The organism is Demequina iriomotensis, assembly GCF_000971395.1.
GTDB lineage: Bacteria > Actinomycetota > Actinomycetes > Actinomycetales > Demequinaceae > Demequina > Demequina iriomotensis.
The window spans coordinates 448,947-465,384 of record NZ_BBME01000009.1 but is presented as its reverse complement, the minus strand read 5'-3'; the positions used below and the strand labels follow the sequence as shown (position 1 = coordinate 465,384).

The following is a 16,438-nucleotide window of genomic DNA, read 5'->3' as shown; positions in this document are numbered from 1 at the left end:
GACTCGAAGGTCTCGCGCTCGCCATCGCGTTCGCGGTTGACCTTCCAGACGTCGTCGGACCCGCTCACTCCGAGTCCTCCTCTCGTGAGCCGACATGCGCGTCGACCGTGCGGCCCGAACGCGGCGAGGGGGGAAGGACCTGGTGGGGCATCGGCGGGACGGGGTAGCCGCCCGCGAAGGCGTCGAGCACCTCGGGCTCGGCGTCCGCCTCCGCATCGTCCTCCTTCTTGGCCTTGGCGTCGGAGACGAAGCTCCACACCGCGATGACCAGGAGGACGCCGATGGCACCCGCGACCGCGTCGTAGACGTTGAGGTCGCGGTCGAAGTGGTCGAACAGCGCACGGCCGACCGAGAAGAACACCAGCCAGCCGAGGCCGACGGGGATCAGCGCCTTCCAGCCGAACTTCATGAACTGGTCGTAGCGGAAGCGCAGCACGGAGCCGCGGATCCACACGAACACGAACATGAGCAGCCAGATCTTCAGGATCAGCCACACCGGCGGGAAGATGCCGGTGTTGAGGAAGTCCGCGCCCGGCCACGATGCGGGCCACGGCGCGCGCCAGCCGCCCAGGAACAGGGTCGAGGCGACGGCGGAGACGTTGATCATGTTCATGTACTCCGCGAGGAAGAACCACGCGAACTTCATGGACGAGTACTCGGTCATGAAGCCGGCCACCAGCTCGCCCTCGGCCTCGGGGAGGTCGAAGGGCAGGCGGTTGGTCTCGCCGACCATGGAGATGATGTAGAGCACGAACGCCGGGAAGAGCGGCCACACCCACCAGCGGTCGGCCTGCGCGTCGACGATGCCGGACGTGCTCATCGTGCCCGAGAGCATGAAGACCGTCACGAGCGAGAGGCCCATCGCGAGCTCGTACGAGATGACCTGGGCGGTCGAGCGGATCGCGCCCATGAGCGGGTACGTCGAGCCCGAGGCCCAGCCGCCGAGGACGATGCCGTACACGCCGAGCGCGGCGCACGCGAGGATGAACAGCACGGCGACCGGGAAGTCGGTGAGCTGCAGCGGCGTCGAGAAGTCGGTGCCGTAGATGCGTGTGTCGGGCCCGAACGGGATCACCGAGAAGATCAGCAGCGCGCAGAACACCGAGATCATCGGCGCGGCGATGTAGAGGATCTTCTCCGACGCGCGGACGGTGATGTCCTCCTTGAACAGGAGCTTCATCGCGTCCGAGACGGACTGGAGCAGGCCGAACGGACCGAGGCGGTTGGGTCCGGGGCGCTCCTGCAGGCGACCGATGACGCGGCGCTCGAACCACACCGCGAACAGCACGGACGTCAGCAGGAAGACGACGACCAGGACGGCCTTGACGATGACGACCCAGAGCGGGTCGCCCGCGAGGGCCTCCGCGACCGGCGGCTGCACCGCCGTCGGCAGGATTCCGGTGATCACGCGGCTCCCTTCACGGTGACGATGGCGCCCGCGGTCGCGCGCAGGTCGCGCGCCACCCAGGAGCCCGGGGACTTGGTCGGCACCCACACGACGCCGTCGACCATGGCGGTCACCACGACCGGCAGCTCGATGGTGCCGGACTCGGTCGAGACGGAGACGGCCGCCCCGGCGCCCACCGCATCGGCGGTCGCCTGCGACATGCGGGCCACGGCGACGCGGCCGGTGCCGGCGAGGTAGGGCTCGCCGTCCTGCAGCGCGCCCTCGTCCACCAGCTGGTGCCACGTGCCGAGCACCGCGGTGCCCTTCTTGGTGCGGGCCTTGCCGGCGGCGCGCGCCTTGGGGGCGGCGGGACGCTCGGTGGACGATGCGGCGCCCAGGGCCGCGAGCTCGGCGTTGACGGCCTCGACGGTCGCGGTGCCGAGCTCGACGCCCCACTCGCGCGCGAGGAGGTCGAGCACGCGGTGGTCGGACATCGCGTCGGTGCGGATCGCCGTCGCGAACGCGCGCAGGCGGCCCTCCCAGTTGATGAAGGTGCCGGACTTCTCGGACGGCGGCGCGACGGGGAGCACCACGTCGGCGGCCTCCGCGATCTCGCTGCGGCGGACCTCGAGGGAGACCACGAAGCCCGTGCGCCCGAGAGCGGTCGCGACGTCGCCCGCGAGGTCGGAGGCGCTGACGCCGCCGACGATCAGCGCGCCGATGCCGCCCTCGGCGGCCTCCTCGATGATCGCGTTCGTGTCACGCCCCTTGGCGGTGGGCAGGCTCTCGACGCCCCACGCCTTCGCGACGGCCTCGCGCGCACCCTTGAGGGTGGCGGTCCGGCCGCCCGGGAGCAGACCCGGCAGCGCACCCGCCTCGACCGCGCCGCGCTCACCCGCGCGACGCGGGATCCAGGCGAGGCGCGCGCCGGTGGCGGCGACGATCTCGTTGGCGGCCACGAAGGTGCCGGGCGCCTCGGCGGCGCGCTCGCCGAGCACGATGACCGCGCCCGGCTGCGACAGCGCCTCACGGACGTCCGCGGGCAGCTCCGCCAGCGCCGAGGCCTCACGGCCCGGCACGGCGGGGACGAGCGTGGCGCCCAGCTTCTCGGCGCCGCGCGAGAGGTACGGCGCGACGGTGAGCACCTGCTGGCGGCCCAGGGACTTGCGCAGGCGCAGGAACACCACGCCGCCCTCGTCCTCGGCCTCGAAGCCGACGAGCAGGACGGTCGGCGCCTTCTCGAGCTCGCCGAACGTCACGCCCAGGCCCGTGCCGGCGACCTGCGAGCCCAGGAACGCCTGCTCCTCGTCGGAGGTGCTGCGCGCACGCGAGTCGACGTCGTTGGTGCCCAGCACCACGCGGGCGAGCTTCTGGTACGCGTAGGCGTCCTCGAGCGTGACTCGACCGCCGGTGAGGACCGCCGCGCCGCGCGCGGAGCCCTCATCGTCGGAGGCCGTCGCGGCCTTGATGCCCGCTGCCGCGGCGGCGAGCGCCTCGGGCCACGAGACCTCGACGAGCTCGCCGTCCTTGCGCACGAGCGGGCGCGTGATGCGGTCGGACAGGTTCTGCCACGCGAACGCGAAGCGGTCCTTGTCGGAGATCCAGTCCTCGTTCACCACCGGGTCGTTGTCGGCGAGGCGGCGCAGCACCTGGCCGCGACGGTGGTCGATGCGGATGGCCGAGCCCGACGAGTCGTGCTCGGAGATGCTCGGCGACGACACGAGGTCGAACGGACGCGAGCGGAAGCGGTAGGCGGCGGACGTGAGCGCGCCGACGGGGCAGATCTGCACCGTGTTGCCCGAGTAGTACGACGAGAACGCCTTGCCGGCCTCGTCGACGGTGGCCGCGCCCACGGGGCGGTAGCCGTCGAAGTCGAGCACGTCCTCGTCGAACGTGCCGATCTGCTGCTGGGCGCCGCGGTTCTGCAGGTCGATGAAGGCGTCGCCCGCGATCTCCTTGGAGAAGCGGGTGCAGCGCTGGCACAGCACGCACCGCTCGCGGTCGAGCAGGATCTCGGAGCTGAGCGGCAGCGGCTTCTCGAACACGCGCTTGACGTCGACGAAGCGCGTCTCGGGGCGACCGTGGCTCATCGCCTGGTTCTGCAGGGGGCACTCGCCGCCCTTGTCGCAGACCGGGCAGTCGAGCGGGTGGTTGACGAGCAGCAGCTCCATCACACCCTTCTGGGCGCGGTCGGCCTCCTCGGAGGTGTGCTGCGTGTTCACGACCATGCCCTCGGTCACCGTCATGGTGCACGAGGCCTGCGGCTTGGGGAACGCGCGCAGGTTGCCGTCGGGGCCGGGGCTCGCGACGTCGACGAGGCACTGGCGGCACGCGCCCGCGGGCTTGAGCGCCGGGTGGTCGCAGAAGCGCGGGATCTCGATGCCCACCTGCTCGGCGGCGCGGATGATGAGCGTGCCCTTGGGCACGGTGACCTCGGTGCCGTCGATCGTCAGGGTGACGGTGTCGACGACGGCCGTGGCGGGCTTGTCCGCGGTCGCGGTCATGCGTGCGCCTCCTCGGTGGCCGGCGTGTCGGAGTACGCGAAGAGCGCGGAGGCGGCGTGGTCGAACGGGCAGCCGCCCGCGGTCACGTGCGCTTCGTACTCCTCGCGGAAGAGCTTGACGGAGCTGATGATGGACGACGTCGCGCCGTCGCCGAGCGCGCAGAAGCTGCGCCCCGCGATGGAGTCGCACGTGTCGAGCAGCTGCTGGATGTCGGCCTCGGTGCCGCGCCCGGCCTCGATGCGCTTGAGGATCTGCGTGAGCCAGTACGTGCCCTCGCGGCACGGGGTGCACTTGCCGCACGACTCGTGCTTGTAGAACTCGGTCCAGCGGGTCACGGCACGGACCACGCACGTGGTCTCGTCGAACAGCTGGAGCGCGCGCGTACCGAGCATCGAGCCCGCGGCGCCCACCGACTCGTAGTCGAGAGGCGTGTCGAGGTGATCCTGCGTGAAGATCGGCGTCGACGAGCCGCCGGGCGTCCAGAACTTGAGCTCGTGACCCTCGCGGATGCCGCCGGTCATCTCGAGCAGCTCGCGCAGCGTGATGCCCAGAGGCGCCTCGTACTGGCCGGGACGCGTGACGTGGCCCGACAGCGAGAACAGGCCCATGCCCTTGGAGCGCTCGGTGCCCATCGCGGTGAACCACTCGACGCCCTTGTCGACGATCGCGGGCACGGAGGCCACGGACTCGACGTTGTTGACGACGGTGGGACGCGCGTACAGACCGGCGACGGCGGGGAACGGCGGCTTGAGGCGCGGCTGGCCGCGGCGCCCCTCGAGCGAGTCGAGGAGCGCGGTCTCCTCGCCGCAGATGTAGGCGCCGGCGCCCGCGTGGACGGTGACGTCCAGGTCGAAGCCGCTGCCGTGGATGTTCGTGCCGAGGTGGCCGGCCTCGTAGGCCTCACGCACCGCCTGCAGCAGGCGGCGGTACACGTGCACCACCTCGCCGCGCAGGTAGATGAACGCGTGGTTGCAGCCGATCGCGAAGGACGTGATCGCGACGCCCTCGATGAGCTGGTGCGGCGCGGACATCATGGTGGGGATGTCCTTGCACGTGCCCGGCTCGGACTCGTCGGCGTTGACCACCAGGTAGCGGGGCAGCCCGTCGTCCGGCGGGAGGAAGCCCCACTTCATGCCGGTCGGGAAGCCCGCGCCGCCGCGGCCGCGCAGACCGGAGTCCTTGACGGCCTGGATGATGTCGCCGGGCGCCATGCCGAGCGCCTTCTTCAGCGGCGCGTAGCCGCCGGCCTCGGTGTAGGTGTCGAGGGACCACGACTTCTCGGCGCCCCACGTGGCGCTGAGGACGGGGACGAGCTCGGTCACTTGGAAGCCTCCGTCCAGCCCTGGCTCTTGGCCACCTCGAGGCCCGCGAGGGTCGCGGCGCCCGCGCCCTGGTCCTCGTCCGCACGGCCGTCCTCGAAGCCCGCGAGCACGCGCGAGACGTCCTTGAAGCAGGCCACCTTGGCGGGGCCGCGGCTCGGCGCGACGTCCTTGCCGGCGAGGAGGTCGTCGACCACCTGCTTCGCGCTCTCGGGCGTCTGGTTGTCGAAGAACTCCCAGTTGACCATCATCACGGGCGCGTAGTCGCACGCCGCGTTGCACTCGAGACGCTCGAGGGTGATCTTGCCGTCCTCGGTGGTCTCGTCATGGCCCACGCCGACGTGCTCGGACAGCTCGTCCCAGATGCGGTCGCCGCCCATGACGGCGCACAGGGTGTTGGTGCAGACGCCCACCTGGTACTCGCCGTTGGGACGGCGCTTGTACTGCGTGTAGAACGTCGCGACCGCGGACACCTCCGCGGCGGTGAGGTCGAGCTGCTCGGCGCAGAACTGGATGCCGTCGGGGCTGACGAAGCCGTCGACCGACTGCACCAGGTGCAGCATCGGCAGGAGCGCGGAGCGCTTGACCGGGTAGCGCGCGATGATCGCGGCGGCGTCCTCGGTCAGCTGCGCGAGCGTGGTCTCGTCGTAGGTCATCGGTCGACGCCTCCCAGCACCATGTCGATGGTGGCGATGGCGACCACCACGTCGGCGACCTGGCCGCCCTCGGTGAGGATGCCCAGCGCCTGAAGGTTGTTGAATCCCGGGTCGCGGAAGTGCGCGCGCCACGGCTTGGTGCCGCCGTCCGAGACGAGGTGGACACCCAGCAGGCCCTTGGGGCCCTCGATCGCCGAGTAGACCTGGCCCGCCGGGACCTTGAAGCCCTCGGTCACCAGCTTGAAGTGGTGGATCAGCGCCTCCATGGACTCGCCCATGATGTGGCGGATGTGGTCGAGCGAGTTGCCCTGGCCGTCCGAGCCCACGGAGAGCTGCGCGGGCCACGCGATCTTCTTGTCCGCGACCATGACGGGCTCGCCCTCGCTGGCCTCGAGACGGTCCGCGCACTGCGCGACGATCTTGAGCGACTCGTAGCACTCCTCGAGGCGCAGCACCACGCGCGAGTACGCGTCGCCGTCGGTCGACGTGGGCACCTGGAAGTCGTAGGTCTCGTAGCCGCAGTACGGCTCCGACTTGCGAAGGTCGTAGGGCATGCCCGCGGAGCGCAGGATGGGACCGGTGATGCCGAGCGCCATGCAGCCCGCGAGATCGAGGTTTGCGACGCCCTGGAGGCGCCCCTTGAAGATCGGGTTCGCGAGCTGCAGGTCCACCAGCTCGTCGAGCTTCTGCTTGACCTGCGGGATCATGTCGCGGATCGCCTTGACCGCGCCCTCGGGCGCGTCCTGGGCGACGCCGCCGGGGCGGATGTACGCGTTGTTGGTGCGCAGGCCCGAGATCATCTCGATGACCTTGAAGGTCTCCTCGCGCGCGATGAACGCGGTGGTCATGACCGTGGTCGCGCCCATCTCGTTGCCGCCGGTGCCGACCGCCACGAGGTGCGAGCCGATGCGCGTGAGCTCGGCCATGAGCACGCGCAGCACGTTGGCGCGCTCGGGCACGTCGTCGGTGATGCCGAGCAGCTTCTCGACGCCGAGGCAGTAGACCAGCTCCTGCGACATCGACGCGACGTAGTCCATCCGGGTGCAGAAGGTCACGCCCTGGGTCCAGGTGCGGAACTCCATGTTCTTCTCGATGCCCGTGTGGAGGTACCCGATGCCGGCACGGGTCTCCTGGACCGTCTCGCCCTCGATCTCGAGCATGACGCGCAGCACGCCGTGGGTCGACGGGTGCTGGGGACCCATGTTGACCACGATGCGCTGCTGGCCCAGGCGGGTCGCCTCGTCCGCGATCTCGCTCCAGTCGCCGCCGTAGGCGCTGTACTCGGGGGCGTCCGGGTCCTCGGTGAAGGCGCCCGTCGCGTGGGGGGCGGTCTGGGTCATCGGTACTGCCTCCGGTTGTCGGGCGAGGGGATCTCCGCACCCTTGTACTCCACGGGGATGCCGCCCAGCGGGTAGTCCTTGCGCTGCGGGTGGCCTACCCAGTCGTCGGGCATCTCGATGCGCGCGAGCGACGGGTGACCGTCGAACACGATGCCGAAGAAGTCCCAGGTCTCGCGCTCGTGCCAGTTGTTCATCGGGTACACGGACACGAGCGACGGGACGTGCGGGTCCTGCTCGCTCACCGCGACCTCGACGCGCAGGCGGCGGTTGTGCGTGATCGACTGCATCGGGTAGACCGCGTGCAGCTCGCGGCCCGCGTCGGCCGGGTAGTGCACGCCGGAGACGCCGAGGCACATCTCGAAGCGCAGGTCCTGGTCGTCGCGCAGGTGCTGCGCGACGGCGAGGAGGTGCTCGCGCGCGATGCGCAGCGTGAGCTCGCCGCGGTCGACGACGACGTGCTCGATGGCGGCCGCCGCATCGTCCCCGAGGAGCTCCTCGAGCACGTCGACGACGCCGTCGAACCACTCGCCGTAGGGACGCTCGGAGGCGCCGGGCATCTGCACGGGGCGGACCAGGCCGTCGAAGCCGGACGTGTCGCCGAGCGCGCCGAACGAGCCCTGGCGGACGTTGATGAGCGTGATCTGGTCGCGGTCACCGGGCTGGGGGCCGCCCTGCGGGGCCCCGGTGCCGGTGAGGTCCTGGGAGTCGCTCAACGCAGCAGGCCCTTCATGTCGGAGGTGGGGGTCGCGGCGAGCGCGGCGGCCTCGGCGGCGGCGGCGATCTCGCGGCGGTTGCGCCCCAGCGGAGTGGTCTTGACCTGCTCCTGGAGCTCGAGCAGCGCATGGAGCAGCATCTCCGGGCGCGGCGGGCAGCCGGGCAGGTAGATGTCCACGGGCACGATGTGGTCGACGCCCTGGACGATCGCGTAGTTGTTGAACATGCCGCCCGACGAGGCGCAGACGCCCATCGAGATGACCCACTTGGGCTCGGCCATCTGGTCGTAGACCTGGCGGACGATGGGCGCCATCTTGTTGGACACGCGGCCCGCGACGATCATCAGGTCGGCCTGGCGCGGGGATCCGCGGAACACCTCGGAGCCCATGCGCGAGATGTCGAAGCGCGGGGTGCCCGTCGCCATCATCTCGATCGCGCAGCACGCGAGACCGAACGTGGCCGGCCACAGCGAGCCCGCGCGCATGAAGCCCACGAAGTCCTCGACCATGCCGAGCATGAACGGGGGAGCGCTCTCCTCAATACCCATCAGTCAGTGCCTCAGTCCCACTCGAATCCGCCACGGCGCCACTCGTACACGAACGGGATCGTGATGAGGGCGAGGAAGGTCATGATCGCGATCAGCCCGAACCAGCCGACGGCGTTGTGCGCGACGGCCCACGGGTAGAGGAAGACGACCTCGATGTCGAACACGATGAACGTCATCGCGACCAGGTAGTACTTGATCGGGATGCGCCCCCCGCCCACCGCGCCGGGAGTGGGCTGAAGGCCCGACTCGTAGCGGTCGAGCTTCGCGGCGTTCGCGCGCTTGGGCCCGAGGATCGAGCTCACGAACAGGCCGGCGCCTGCCAGCAGTCCCGCGATCACCATCATCACGATGATCGGCACGTACGGATTCACCGGGGATTCCTTCCGTCTTCCTCGAGGTCGCGGATGCCGTCAGGCCGCCGGGGCGACCCGGGTCAGGGCGGACAGCAGCCTGTCGGCCCAGTTGCCGCCATGCGGCTCGTAGACATCTGCCAGCAGTCTAGACGTGAATTCCATGACCAAAGGACTAGGAAGCCCGTACCGCGTGCAGACCTTCATGACCGTCGGATGCTCGACCAGCGACGCGAAGATGCGCCCGAGCGAGTAATACCCGCCCAGGTCGTCCTTCATCATCCGGGCGTAGCTCGCCAGCGCCGCCTCCTGGTCGCGCGCCCCGTTTGCGGCACGCCATGCCACGGCAGCCTCGGTCGCGCGCCGCGCCGCCTGCATGGCGTAGGCGATGCCCTCGCCGTTGAAGGGGTTGACCATGCCGCCGGAGTCGCCGACGAGCATCATGCCCGGGACGTAGTGCGGCTGCCGGTTGAAGGCCATCGGGATCGCGGCGCCCTTGATGTCGCCGACCTGCTCCCCGAGCTCCCAGTCCTCAGCCGAGTGGTCGAGCCAGTCCCTGAGGAGCGCCCGGTGGTCGAGCTTGGGCGGCGTGCCCTTGGCGCTCAGCGTGCCGAGCCCGACGTTGGCGGTGCCGTCGCCGAGCGGGAAGATCCAGCCGTAGCCCGGGAGCAGGTTCGAGCGCCCGCGCTCGCCGTCCCAGATCTCGAGGTGGCCCTCCATCCACTCTTCGTCGTGACGGGGCGTGGTGAAGTACGTGCGGACCGCGACGCCGAGCGGGCGGTTGTCCTTGCGCTCGATGCCGAGACCGAGCGCGATGCGGGCGCTCACGCCGTCGGCGGCGATGACCAGGGGCGCACGGAGCTCGGTCGGCTCGCCCATCTTGCGGCCCCGCTCGTCGGTCTCCCGCGCGATCACGCCGACCACGCGGCCGCCGCCGGCGTAGCCGTCCTGGCGCTCGTCGCGGATGACCCCGTCGACGTGCCAGCCCTCGCGCACGTCCGCGCCCGCGGAGCGGGCGTGCTCGGCGAGGCGGTGATCGAACTGGGCGCGCGGCAGCGAGAGCCCGTAGTTCGGGAAGCTCTCGAGGTCGTGCCACGGGAACTCGAGGCGGTGGCCGCCGCCGACCATGCGGAGGCCGTGGTTGGGGATCCACCCCTCCTCGCGCGGCGTCGGCAGGCCGATGAGGTCGATCTCGCGCACCGCGCGCGGCGTCAGCCCGTCGCCGCACACCTTCTCGCGCGGGAAGCGGGACTTCTCGAGGGCGATCACGGAGAACCCCTCGGCGGCCAGGTAGCGGGCGGCGGCGGCGCCGCCCGGCCCGGCTCCGATCACGATGACATCGGCCTCAGCATTCACCCGACAAGGGTAGAGGCGTCCGCACGATGCTCGGTGCGGGACGGTCCCACGCGGTGCGCCGCACGGCGCATCGTCCCTGCCCGTTGCTACGTTGAGCGGTATGAGCGACGCGGGCGTCACCTGGGCTGGCACTCATACGTTCGCGGCGGAGCGGTTGGTCGAGGCCCGCTCCGTCGACGAGGTGGTGCGCGCCGTGCGGTCCGCCCCCGGGCGCGTCAAGGCGCTCGGCACCCGCCACAGCTTCAACGACATCGCCGACACGGACGGCACGCTCATCACCGTCACCGGCATCGACGACGAGCCGCTCATCGATCTCACGAGCCCCGCCTGGCCCACCGTGAACGCCCCGGCCGGCATGCGGTACGGCGTGCTCGGCGGCTGGCTCCAGAAGCGCGGCTGGGCGCTCCACAACACCGGCTCGCTGCCGCACATCTCCGTCGCCGGTGCGACGGCGACCGGCACGCACGGCTCCGGGGCCCGCAACGGCTGCCAGTCCACCGCGCTGTGCCGCATCGAGTACGTCGGCGCCGACGGCAGGATGCATACCGCGCGCGCGGGCCAGCCGGGCTTCGAGGGCCTGGCGGTCGGGCTCGGCGCGTACGGCGTCATCACCGAGGTGACGCTCGCGATCCAGCCCACCTACGACATCCGGCAGGACGTCTACACGGGCATGCCGTGGGAGCACCTGCTCGACGAGACCCCCGCGATCCTCGCCGACGCGTACTCCGTGTCGATCTTCACCACGTGGACCGAGCCCACGGTGCAGCAGGTGTGGCGCAAGAGCGGCATCGGGCTCGACGTCGCGCCGCCGGAGGAATGGCACGGCGCGACCCGCAGCCCCGAGTCCGACGCCCGGCTGGTCGACGGCGACCCCGACGCGCTCACGCCCCAGGGCGGCAGTCCCGGGCCCTGGAACGAGCGCCTCCCCCACTTCCGGCTCACGCACACGCCGTCGAACGGCGAGGAGATCCAGACCGAGTACTTCGTGCCGATGGAGGTCGCGGGCGAGGCGCTCGCCGCGGTGCGCGCGCTGGGCGAGCGGATCACCCCGCACCTGCTGGTCTCGGAGCTGCGCGCCGTGGCGGCTGACGATCTGTGGCTGTCGGGCGCGTACGGTCGCGACACGCTCGCGATCCACTTCACGTGGGCGCGCTCCCCCGAGGCGGTGCGCGCGCTCCTGCCGGAGATCGAGCGGGCGCTCGCCCCCTTCGACGCGCGCCCGCACTGGGGCAAGTGGCACGCCTTCGACGCCGCGGCGATCGCCCGCGTGCATCCCCGCGTGGGCGAGGCGCGCGCGCTCTTCGAGGCGCTCGACCCCGACGGCCGGTTCGTCAACGACTACCTCATGCGCGTCGGCGTGCGCGAGCCCCGGTGACGCGACACGGGGTGTCGAGCGAGCATCGTCCGATGCCCCCTCGGCCGTACTGTGGAGGCGTGACCGTCCACGCCGCCGCTCCGGGTCCCCTGCACGTTCGCACCATCGAGATCGAGGACCCGGGCGATCTCATCGCGACGATGCCCGAGCCGGGGATCTCGTGGGTGCGACGCGGCGAGGGCATGGTCGCGTGGGGCGAGGCCGCGCGGCTGGACACGTCCGGCGCCGAGCGCATCGACGATGCCCAGCACTGGTGGCGCCTGCTGCGCCGCCACGCCTCGGTCCAGGACGCGGTGCGGGTGCGCGGCACGGGGCTCGTGGCGTTCGGGTCGTTCGCCTTCGCGGACGCGTCGGCGGCCGGCGGTGCGCTCGTGGTGCCGCGCTACGTGACCGGGCGTCGCGACGGCCGCGCCTGGTTCACGACCATCGCGACGGAGGACGATGCGCCGGCGAGCCTCGAGGAGGCGCTCGCGGGAGCCACGGCGCCCGCGGCGGCCGGCGCGGTCTCCCTCGCGCGCGGCGACGAGCCCGCATGGACCGCGGCGGTGGACGCCGCCGTGTCACGCATCAAGAAGGGCGAGCTCGAGAAGGTGGTCCTCGCGCGCGCGGTCGCCGCGACCGCCGAGCGCCCCGTCGATGTCCGCGCGGTGCTCGCGCGGCTCGCGGACGAGTACCCCATGTGCTGGGCCTTCCACATCGACGGGCTCGTGGGCGCGACCCCGGAGCTGCTCGCGCGGGTCGACCACGGCCTGGTGACCTCGCGCGTGCTGGCGGGCACCATCCGCATGACGGGCGACGATATGCGCGACCTCGCGCGCGCCGGGGCGCTCGCGCGCTCCTCCAAGGACCGCGAGGAGCACGAGTACGCCGCGCAGTCCGTCACGCAGGTGCTCGCGCGCCATTGCGGCTCGGTCAACGTCCCTGACGAGCCGTTCGTGCTCCACCTGCCGAACGTCATGCACCTCGCCACCGACGTCACGGGCGTGCTGTCGCACAACGTCGACGCGCTCGAGCTCGTCGCCGAGCTGCACCCGAGCGCGGCCGTCTGCGGCACGCCCACCCTCGCGGCGGCGCACGCGATCGACGACCTCGAGGGCCTCGACCGCGGTCGCTACGCCGGCCCGGTCGGGTGGATCGACGCGGGTGGCGACGGCGAGTGGTGCATCGGACTGCGGTCCGCGGAGATCTCGCGCGACGATGCACGGCGGCTGCGCCTGTTCGCCGGCTGCGGCATCGTCGCCGCGAGCGAGCCGGCGTCCGAGTGGGCCGAGTCCGAGGCGAAGCTCGAACCGATGCGACGCGCGCTCGAGGCCGAGCTGGAGGCCGAGGTCGCCGAGCCGGAGCCGGAGGCCCAGGCCGAAGCCGTCGCCGAGCCGGAGCCGGAGCCCGAGCTGGTCGAGGAGCCTGAGCCCGTCGCCGAACCCGAGCCCGAGCCCGCGCCGGTCACGGTCGCGGACCCCGCCCCGCGCACGCGCCGCAGCGCGCTGGCCCCCGAGGTCGAGTTCGACGTGCCGGCGCCCGCCATCACGTCGTCCGCGCGGTACGAGGTGGGGGACGATCCCGCGTTCCCGACGCTCCACCTCGACGCGTCCGCGGTGGGGGCGATCCCCGGCTTCGCCGGCGCGTCGTCCTCGGGCCACGACCACGGCCCCGACCTCCACGGCTGGGACTCGGCCGCGTGGGAGGCGCGGTACGCCTCGCGCGACGCCGTGTGGAGCGCGCAGCCGAACGCGCAGCTGGTGGCCGAGGTCGCGGGCTCGACCGCGGGGCGCGCGCTGGACGCGGGCTGCGGCGAGGGAGCCGACGCGGTCTACCTCGCGACGCTCGGCTGGGAGGTGACCGCGATCGACATCTCGCCCACGGCGGTGTCGCGCGGCCGCGAGCGCGCCGAGCGCGCGGGCGCGGAGATCGCCGCGCGCCTCGATTGGCGCGTGGCGGACGCGACCGCCGCGGACCTGCGCGCCGCATCGTACGACCTGGTGACCAGCCACTACGCCCACCCCGAGGACGGCATCGCCGGGCTGGTCGAGAAGCTCGCGGCGTTGGTCGCGAAGGACGGGATCCTCTTGGTGGTCGGCCACGACCCCTCCGATCCGCACACGATCGAGCACCCGCGGCTCAGCCGCACCGCGTTCCGCGCGGACGAGGCCGCGGCCGCGCTCGACCCGGACGAGTGGACGGTGGAGGTCTCCCAGGTGCGCGCGCGGCCCTCGACGGACGACCACGGTCAGCCGGGGATCCGCCGCGACGCCGTGCTGCGGGCGCGCCGCCTCTGAACCGGCGGCGCTACACCAGCGCCTCGACCACCTCGAGCGACTCGACGGGAGCCGCGAGCGCCGCGGCCAGCTCCTCTCGGCTACGCACGGCGCGATGCGGGACCCGGTAGCCGGCGCACAGCGCCGCGAGGTCCGCACCGTGCGGGGTGGTGAACACGCGCGCCAGGTTCTCGGCGGGCGCGCCGCCGTGCTCGAGGCCCGAGAAGATGGTGCCGCCGCCGTCGTTGACGACGACGATGCGCAGGCGCGGCCGGCGCTCGAGCGGCCCGACGAGCAGGCCGCCCGCCTCGTGCAGGAACGTTACGTCGCCCATGAGCGCATGCACCGCGCGACCGGAGCCCAGCGCCACCCCCGCCGCCGTGGACAGCGTGCCGTCGATGCCCGCGAGACCGCGGTTGGCGAGCAGGATCGGCGCGCGGCCGGCGGACGCGGCGGGCATGAGCCTGTCGAGCGCGCGCACCGGGCCCGAGGAGCCGACCACGCCCCACACCTCGTCGCCGAGCGAGGCGGCGAACGTCGCCGCCGCCACGCGGGGCCCCCACCCGTCGGGCGTGTGCACCCGACCGCCGGCGGACCTCCACTCGGCGAGCCAGGCGGGGTCCGCATCGTCCGGCCTGGCGGACCACAGCCACGACGACGGGACGTCCCGCTCGACGCGCTGGGCATGCGGCGGCGCCTCGCGCCAGCGCGCGCCGAACCGGGCGACGATGAGCGCCGGGGCGCGCGCGATGAGCGCCTGGACCGGCCGCGTGAGGGTCGGGCGGCCGATGACCACCACCTGGTGGACGCGCGCCGCGAGGTCCGCACCCTGGGGCGACTCGAGCAGGCGGACGTAGTCGGCGATGCAGTGCGACCCCGAGCGCGCGAGCGAGGTCGGCTCGGCGAGCAGCGGCCACCCGTGCGCCTCGGCGACGGCGCGCGCGGCATCGCCCGCGCCGTCGCCCGCGATCACCACGCCGCGCGCGACCGCGGGCAGCGCGGACGGCGCCGGCGGCGCGGCGACCACGGGGATGCCCCCGGTCGAGGGCGTGAACGCGGGAGGAGCGTGCCAGACGCCGCCGTCGGCGCCGAGCGGCTCCCGGAACGCGATGTTGAGGTGGACCGGGCCGGGGGCGGCCGCCATGTCCTCCCGCGCGCGATCGCCCACCGCGGCGAGCACGGCGCGATCCGCGAGCGCGGTGGCGCGGTCGGGTCGCTCGCCCAGGTCGGCTGCCGGGACGTCGGCCTCCCAGCGCACGAACGCGCCGAACAGCCCCAGCTGGTCGGTGGTCTGGTTGGCGCCCACCCCGCGCAGCTCCGCAGGCCGGTCGGCGGTGAGCAGCAGGAGCGGCACGCCCGAGTGGTGCGCCTCCATCACCGCGGGCAGGAGGTTGCCCACCGCTGTCCCCGAGGTGGTGACGATCGCGACCGGGCGTGGGTCCCCCGCGGCGGCGCGACCGCGCGCGACGCCGAGCGCGAGGAAGCCCGCGCTGCGCTCGTCGATGCGGACATGCAGGTTCACGCGCGGCGCCCCGAGCGGCGGGTGCGCCGACCCCGCCTCCGCGAGCGCGTGCGCGAGCGGGCCGGAGCGCGACCCGGGGCTCAGCACGAAGTCCTCGACCCCGCGCTCCACCAGCGCCGCGACGAGCGCGCGGGCGAACGCGCCCGAGGGATTCTCGCTCATACGATCACGTCCAGCGTGACCGGGCCGATGACGCCGTCGCGCGGCACCACCGTCTCGCGCACCGTGTCCTCGGCGAGCAGCTCGCCCGTGCCGAGCCCGCATGCGTACGGCAGCTCGGGCACCGCGCGCGCGAGCGCGACGCCCGCCGCCAGCCCGACCGAGGACTCCATCGCGCTCGACACCACGATGGGGATCGCGTACCTGTCGACCACGTCGAGGCAGTTCCGGACGCCGCCCATCGGCGCGACCTTGAGGACCAGGATGTCGGCGGCCCCGGCGCGCATGACCTCGTCGGCGTCGCCGGGGATGCGCACCGACTCGTCGGCGGCCACGAGGATGCTCGTGCGGCGGCGGACCTCAGCAAGCTCCGCCACGGAGCGGCACGGCTGCTCCACGTACTCGAGTCCGGGACCGCCGCCCGCACGCGCGGCCGCGTCCAGCTCCCTGAGCACGGTCACCGCGGTGTCGACGTCCCACGCGCCGTTGGCGTCCACGCGGACGCGGCCCTCCGGGCCCAAGGCGACCGCGACCGCCTCGACGCGCCGCACATCGTCCCGCCATCCGCCGGTGCCGGCGACCTTGACCTTGGCGGTGGTGCAGCCGCCCGCCGCGGCGAGCTGGGCGGCGCGCCCGGCGGGGAGCTCGGGGACGATGCTGTTGACCGGCACGGTGTCGCGCACCGGGTCCGGCCACTCGCCGCGAGCGGCCTCCATCGCGGCCTCCCACCAGCGCGATGCGCGCTCGGGGGTGTAGTCGTCGAACGGGGAGTACTCGCCCCAGCGATCGCGTCCGTCCTGGTCCGTGCCGCGGATGAGGACGCCGTGGCGCTCGGTGACGCCGCGGAAGCGGGTCGACAGCGCGACGCGGAACGGGCGGAACTCCATGGCCTCAGCCTAGGGGTCGCTCCTGGCGCCCCCGATGCCGGGCCGACGGCCGATCGGTCCGACATGC

13 protein-coding genes are annotated in these 16,438 nt (G+C 72.7%); 2 read left to right on the top strand and 11 right to left on the bottom strand.

Going from position 1 to position 16,438, the window contains the following annotated elements; all coding sequences use genetic code 11:
- Positions 1–64: 64 nt before the first annotated feature.
- From nuoH to AOM09_RS02200, 9 genes are read right to left on the bottom strand one after another with little or no spacing between them, the layout of a single operon-like run.
- The gene (gene nuoH / locus AOM09_RS02240; RefSeq protein ID WP_439644953.1) at positions 65–1,405 is read right to left on the bottom strand and encodes an NADH-quinone oxidoreductase subunit NuoH; all 1,341 of its coding nucleotides are present in this window, start codon (positions 1,403–1,405) and stop codon (positions 65–67) included.
- Complete coding sequence (locus tag AOM09_RS02235) at positions 1,405–3,891, bottom strand: NADH-quinone oxidoreductase subunit G (RefSeq protein WP_062383672.1); 2,487 nt, start codon at positions 3,889–3,891, stop codon at positions 1,405–1,407. The genes nuoH and AOM09_RS02235 overlap by 1 nt, the downstream gene beginning before the upstream one ends.
- Positions 3,888–5,213 (bottom strand): NADH-quinone oxidoreductase subunit NuoF, encoded by a 1,326-nt coding sequence (gene nuoF, locus AOM09_RS02230; protein ID WP_062383668.1) that lies wholly within the window; start codon positions 5,211–5,213, stop codon positions 3,888–3,890. Before nuoF ends, AOM09_RS02235 begins: the two co-directional genes overlap by 4 nt.
- On the bottom strand, positions 5,210–5,866 hold the full coding sequence (gene nuoE, locus AOM09_RS02225; RefSeq protein WP_062383664.1) for an NADH-quinone oxidoreductase subunit NuoE: 657 nt from the start codon (positions 5,864–5,866) through the stop codon (positions 5,210–5,212). Before nuoE ends, nuoF begins: the two co-directional genes overlap by 4 nt.
- Positions 5,863–7,206, bottom strand: coding sequence for an NADH-quinone oxidoreductase subunit D (locus AOM09_RS02220; protein WP_062383661.1), 1,344 nt, complete (start codon positions 7,204–7,206; stop codon positions 5,863–5,865). Before AOM09_RS02220 ends, nuoE begins: the two co-directional genes overlap by 4 nt.
- Positions 7,203–7,919 (bottom strand): NADH-quinone oxidoreductase subunit C, encoded by a 717-nt coding sequence (locus AOM09_RS02215; RefSeq protein ID WP_082098738.1) that lies wholly within the window; start codon positions 7,917–7,919, stop codon positions 7,203–7,205. The genes AOM09_RS02220 and AOM09_RS02215 overlap by 4 nt, the downstream gene beginning before the upstream one ends.
- Positions 7,916–8,467 (bottom strand): NADH-quinone oxidoreductase subunit B, encoded by a 552-nt coding sequence (locus AOM09_RS02210; RefSeq protein WP_062383658.1) that lies wholly within the window; start codon positions 8,465–8,467, stop codon positions 7,916–7,918. The genes AOM09_RS02215 and AOM09_RS02210 overlap by 4 nt, the downstream gene beginning before the upstream one ends.
- A gap of 11 nt (positions 8,468–8,478) precedes the next feature.
- On the bottom strand, positions 8,479–8,838 hold the full coding sequence (locus AOM09_RS02205; RefSeq protein ID WP_156162196.1) for an NADH-quinone oxidoreductase subunit A: 360 nt from the start codon (positions 8,836–8,838) through the stop codon (positions 8,479–8,481).
- A gap of 39 nt (positions 8,839–8,877) precedes the next feature.
- Positions 8,878–10,173 carry a geranylgeranyl reductase family protein gene (locus AOM09_RS02200; RefSeq protein WP_062383655.1) on the bottom strand — a complete coding sequence of 432 codons (1,296 nt, stop codon included), beginning with the start codon at positions 10,171–10,173 and terminating at the stop codon, positions 8,878–8,880.
- 100 nt (positions 10,174–10,273) lie between these two features.
- Between AOM09_RS02200 and AOM09_RS02195 the strand changes: the two genes are divergently transcribed.
- Positions 10,274–11,548: a D-arabinono-1,4-lactone oxidase gene (locus AOM09_RS02195; protein ID WP_062383651.1), complete on the top strand. Its 1,275-nt coding sequence runs from the start codon at positions 10,274–10,276 to the stop codon at positions 11,546–11,548.
- 59 nt (positions 11,549–11,607) lie between these two features.
- Positions 11,608–13,824, top strand: coding sequence for an isochorismate synthase (locus AOM09_RS15650; RefSeq protein WP_369346001.1), 2,217 nt, complete (start codon positions 11,608–11,610; stop codon positions 13,822–13,824).
- A gap of 10 nt (positions 13,825–13,834) precedes the next feature.
- Here AOM09_RS15650 and menD read toward each other — a convergent pair whose 3' ends face one another.
- Together menD and AOM09_RS02180 are read right to left on the bottom strand one after the other, a co-directional pair.
- Positions 13,835–15,487, bottom strand: a complete 1,653-nt coding sequence (menD, locus tag AOM09_RS02185; RefSeq protein ID WP_082098736.1) for a 2-succinyl-5-enolpyruvyl-6-hydroxy-3-cyclohexene-1-carboxylic-acid synthase — start codon at positions 15,485–15,487, stop codon at positions 13,835–13,837.
- Entirely contained in the window at positions 15,484–16,371 is an 888-nt protein-coding gene (locus AOM09_RS02180; protein ID WP_062383649.1) for an o-succinylbenzoate synthase, read from the bottom strand. The genes menD and AOM09_RS02180 overlap by 4 nt, the downstream gene beginning before the upstream one ends.
- Between the last annotated feature and the right edge of the window lie 67 nt (positions 16,372–16,438).

Coding starts and splice junctions, on each gene's coding strand:
- AOM09_RS02235 (WP_062383672.1), bottom strand. CDS start 3,891: ATGACCGCGACCGCGGACAAGCCCGCCACGGCCGTCGTCGACACCGTC.
- nuoE (WP_062383664.1), bottom strand. CDS start 5,866: ATGACCTACGACGAGACCACGCTCGCGCAGCTGACCGAGGACGCCGCC.
- AOM09_RS02220 (WP_062383661.1), bottom strand. CDS start 7,206: ATGACCCAGACCGCCCCCCACGCGACGGGCGCCTTCACCGAGGACCCG.
- AOM09_RS02210 (WP_062383658.1), bottom strand. CDS start 8,467: ATGGGTATTGAGGAGAGCGCTCCCCCGTTCATGCTCGGCATGGTCGAG.
- AOM09_RS02195 (WP_062383651.1), top strand. CDS start 10,274: ATGAGCGACGCGGGCGTCACCTGGGCTGGCACTCATACGTTCGCGGCG.
- menD (WP_082098736.1), bottom strand. CDS start 15,487: ATGAGCGAGAATCCCTCGGGCGCGTTCGCCCGCGCGCTCGTCGCGGCG.
- AOM09_RS02180 (WP_062383649.1), bottom strand. CDS start 16,371: ATGGAGTTCCGCCCGTTCCGCGTCGCGCTGTCGACCCGCTTCCGCGGC.